The sequence below is a fragment of the Nonomuraea sp. NPDC003201 genome, from assembly GCF_053590415.1.
In genome coordinates, this window is sequence record NZ_JBSFTC010000569.1 from 1 (window position 1) to 3887 (window position 3887).

Below are 3887 nucleotides of genomic sequence, written 5' to 3' on the forward strand. Positions count from 1 at the left end.
AGCAAGGAGCGCGCGCGCCGCAGGGCCGAGCGGGAGGCGGAGCGGGCGCGCGCGCTCCTTGCTCATGAGAGCCTGGATCGGCTGATCGGCGCGCTCACAGCGTGCCGAGCCAGTTCTTCAGCAGCACGGCTCCGGCGTCGCCGGACTTCTCGGGGTGGAACTGGGTGGCCTTGAGCGGGCCGTTCTCGACGGCGGCCACGAACGGGACGCCGTGCTCGGCCCAGGTGACCAGCGGCTCGGCGAACCCCTCGCCGGCGTGCAGCTCCCACTCGCGCACCCCGTACGAGTGCACGAAGTAGAAGCGGGTCGCGGCGTCGAGCCCGGCGAACAGCACGCTGTCGGCGGGCGCCTTGACCGTGTTCCACCCCATGTGGGGCAGGACGGGCGCCTCCAGCCGCTCCACCGTGCCCGGCCACTCGGCGCAGCCCTCGGTCTCCACGCCGTGCTCGACGCCCCGGGCGAACAGGATCTGCATGCCCACGCAGATGCCCAGCACCGGACGCCCGCCGGACAGGCGCCGCCCGATGATCCGCTCGCCGCGCACGCTCTTGAGCCCGGTCATGCACGCCTCGAACGCGCCGACGCCCGGCACCACCAGCCCGTCGGCGTCCATGGCGGCGTCGAAGTCGGACGTGACGGTCACGTCGGCGCCGACCCTGGCCAGCGCACGCTCGGCCGAGCGCAGGTTGCCCGACCCGTAGTCGAGCACCACGACCTTCTTGCCTACCACCACAGCACCCCCGCCGTGATCGCCATCGCCGCGCCCAGCGCGCAGACGGCCGCACCGATCTTCAGCCCCTGCTTGGCCAGCGAGAACACGCCGCCGATCAGGAACAGCCCGATGAACACCATCGCGATGGCGATGGTGTTCTCGGTCACAGGACGCCCTTGGTGCTCGGCACGCCCGTGGCGCGCGGGTCGAGCTCGGACGCCTCGCGCAGCGCCCTGGCCAGGGCCTTGAACTGGGCCTCCACGATGTGGTGGGCGTTGCGGCCGTAGGGCACGTGGACGTGCAGGCAGATCGCGGCCTGCGCGACGAGCGACTCCAGGATGTGGCGGGTCATCGTCGTGTCGTACTCGGGGCCGATCATCGGCGCCATGCCCTCGGGCTCGGAGTGCACGAGATAGGGGCGCCCGGACAGGTCGACGGTGACCTGGGCGAGCGACTCGTCCAGCGGGCACGACGCGCTGCCGAACCTCCTGATGCCCGACTTGTCGCCCAAGGCCTCGCGGAACGCCGCGCCCAGCGCGAGCGCGGTGTCCTCGATCGTGTGGTGGGAGTCGATGTGCAGGTCGCCCTCGGTCTTGACCGTCAGGTCGAACAGCCCGTGCTTGCCCAGCTGGGCCAGCATGTGGTCGAAGAAGCCGACCCCGGTGGCCACCTCGACCCGGCCGGTGCCGTCGAGGCCGACCTCCACCAGGACCGAGGTCTCCTTCGTAACGCGCTCGACGCGGCCTACGCGACTCACAAGACTCCTTCCAGGGCGGCGCGGAAGGCCGCCATCTCCTCACCGGTGCCGATCGACACCCGCAGCCATTGTGGCGGGCCCACCTCGCGGATGAGCACCCCGCGCTCCAGCAGCCCCTCCCACACCTTGCGCCGGTCGGGGAAGCGCCCGAACAGCACGAAGTTGGCGTCGGAGTCGGCCACGGCCAGGCCCTTGGAGCGCAGCCACGCGACCGTGTCGTCGCGCTCGCGCCGCAGCGCGTCGACCGTGCCGAGCAGCTCGGCGCGGTGCCGCAGCGCCACACGCGCCGCCGCCTGGGTGAGCGTGGACAGGTGGTACGGCAGGCGCACCAGCAGCAGCGCCTCCACCACGGCCGGGTGGGCGGCGAGGTAGCCGAGCCGGGTGCCCGCCATGGCGAACGCCTTGGACATCGTCCTGGTGACGATCAGCCGGGGGTGCTCGGGCAGCAGGGTGAGCGCCGACGGCGTGCCCTCGCGGGCGAACTCGGCGTAGGCCTCGTCGACCACGACCATGCCCCGGGTGGTGGCCAGGACGGCCTTGATGGTCTCGAGCGGCTGGGCGGTGCCGGTCGGGTTGTTGGGCGAGGCCAGGAACACGATGTCGGGCTGGTGCTCCTCGATCGCCGCCGTCGCCTTGCCGGGGTCGATCGAGAAGTCGTCCTCGCGGCCGGCCGAGATCCACTCGGTGCTGGTGCCGCTGGTGATGATCGGGTGCATCGAGTACGAGGGCTCGAACCCGATGGCCGTGCGGCCGTGGCCGCCGAAGGCCTGCAGGATCTGCTGGAGCACCTCGTTGGAGCCGTTGGCGGCCCACACCTGCTCGGTGGTCAGGCCGTGGCCGAGGTAGCCGGCCAGGTCGGCGCGCAGGGCCGTGGCGTCCCTGTCGGGGTAGCGGTTGAGCTCGCCCGCGCTCTCCCGGACCGCCTCGGCCAGGTCGGCGACCAGCTCGGGCGAGGGCGGGTAGGGGTTTTCGTTGGTGTTGAGCCTGACGGGGACGTCGATCTGGGGCGCGCCGTACGGCGACTTACCCCGGAGGTCGTCCCGGATGGGCAGGTCGTCGAGGTTCACGCGGTCTCCGTGGGAATCTGCCAGTCGAATCGGGCGCGGATCGCGGCGCCGTGGGCCGGAAGGTCCTCGGCGTCCGCCAGGACCGACACGTGGGCCGCCGCGTCGGCGAGGGCGTCGCGGGTGTAGTCGACGACGTGGATGCCGCGCAGGAACGACTGCACCGACAGGCCGCTGGAGTGGCAGGCGCAACCGCCCGTGGGCAGCACGTGGTTGGACCCGGCGAGGTAGTCGCCGAGCGACACGGGAGCGTACGGGCCCACGAAGATGGCCCCGGCGTTCCGGATTCTTCCGGCGATCTCCGCGGCGTTCGCGGTGTGGATCTCCAGGTGCTCGGCGGCGTACGCGTCCACGACCTTGATGCCGTCGTCGATGGAGCCGACCAGCACGATGCCCGACTGCCTGCCGCCCAGCGCCTCGGCGATGCGCTCGGAGTGCCTGGTCGCCGACACCTGGCCCGGCAGCTCCTTCTCGACCGCGTCGGCCAGCTCGACGCTGGTGGTGACCAGCACGGCGGCGGCGATCGGGTCGTGCTCGGCCTGGCTGATCAGGTCGGCGGCCACGTGGACCGGGTCGGCCGTCTCGTCGGCCAGGACGGCGATCTCGGTCGGGCCCGCCTCGGAGTCGATGCCGATGCGCCCCTTGAGCAGCCGCTTGGCCGCCGCCACCCAGATGTTGCCGGGACCGGTCACCATCGTGGCGGGCGGGCACTCCTCCGTGCCGTAGGCGAACATGGCCACCGCCTGCGCCCCGCCCACCGAGTAGACCTCGTCCACGCCGAGCAGCGCGCACGCGGCCAGGATCGTGGGGTGCGGCAGCCCGCCGAACTCCTTCTGCGGCGGGCTGGTCACGGCCAGCGAGCCGACGCCGGCCTCCTGCGCCGGGACGACGTTCATGACCACGCTGGAGGGGTAGACCGCGCGGCCGCCGGGGACGTAGAGGCCCACCCGGTCGACCGGCACCCACCGCTCGGTCACGGTGCCGCCGGGCACGACCTGGGTGGTGACGTCGGCGCGCCGCTGGTCGCGGTGGACCAGCCTGGCCCGCCTGATCGACTCCTCCAGCGCCGCCCTGACCTCGGGGGCGAGCTCACGCAGGGCCTGGTCGATGGCCTCGGCGGAGACGCGGGTGGAGGCGATCTCGACGCCGTCGAACCTGGCGGTCAGCTCCCGTACGGCTGCCGCCCCGCGATGGCGCACGTCGTCGCAGATGGGCCGCACCTTCTCCAGGGCGGCCTCGACGTCGAGCTCGGCGCGGGGCAGCACGTCGCGCAGGTTCTCCGGAAGAGAACCACGCATGTCAATACGGGAAATCACCATCACAGTCTACGGAGTCCGGCCCCTGAATCAGGTTC

General features: G+C 72.2%; 5 protein-coding genes. All 5 read right to left on the reverse strand.

What is annotated here, in order from left to right; genetic code table 11:
• Nucleotides 1–94: 94 nt before the first annotated feature.
• From hisH to hisD, 5 genes are read right to left on the reverse strand one after another with little or no spacing between them, the layout of a single operon-like run.
• The gene (gene hisH, locus ACWDX9_RS60810; RefSeq protein ID WP_350726239.1) at nt 95–733 is read right to left on the reverse strand and encodes an imidazole glycerol phosphate synthase subunit HisH; all 639 of its coding nucleotides are present in this window, start codon (nt 731–733) and stop codon (nt 95–97) included.
• Nucleotides 724–879: a hypothetical protein gene (locus ACWDX9_RS60815; RefSeq protein ID WP_350726237.1), complete on the reverse strand. Its 156-nt coding sequence runs from the start codon at nt 877–879 to the stop codon at nt 724–726. The genes hisH and ACWDX9_RS60815 overlap by 10 nt, the downstream gene beginning before the upstream one ends.
• On the reverse strand, nt 876–1469 hold the full coding sequence (hisB, locus tag ACWDX9_RS60820; protein ID WP_350726235.1) for an imidazoleglycerol-phosphate dehydratase HisB: 594 nt from the start codon (nt 1467–1469) through the stop codon (nt 876–878). The genes ACWDX9_RS60815 and hisB overlap by 4 nt, the downstream gene beginning before the upstream one ends.
• Nucleotides 1466–2536, reverse strand: coding sequence for a histidinol-phosphate transaminase (locus ACWDX9_RS60825; protein ID WP_449973036.1), 1071 nt, complete (start codon nt 2534–2536; stop codon nt 1466–1468). Before ACWDX9_RS60825 ends, hisB begins: the two co-directional genes overlap by 4 nt.
• A complete protein-coding gene (hisD, locus tag ACWDX9_RS60830; RefSeq protein WP_364251607.1) occupies nt 2533–3849 on the reverse strand; it encodes a histidinol dehydrogenase in 1317 nt (438 codons plus the stop codon). Before hisD ends, ACWDX9_RS60825 begins: the two co-directional genes overlap by 4 nt.
• Nucleotides 3850–3887 lie beyond the last annotated feature (38 nt).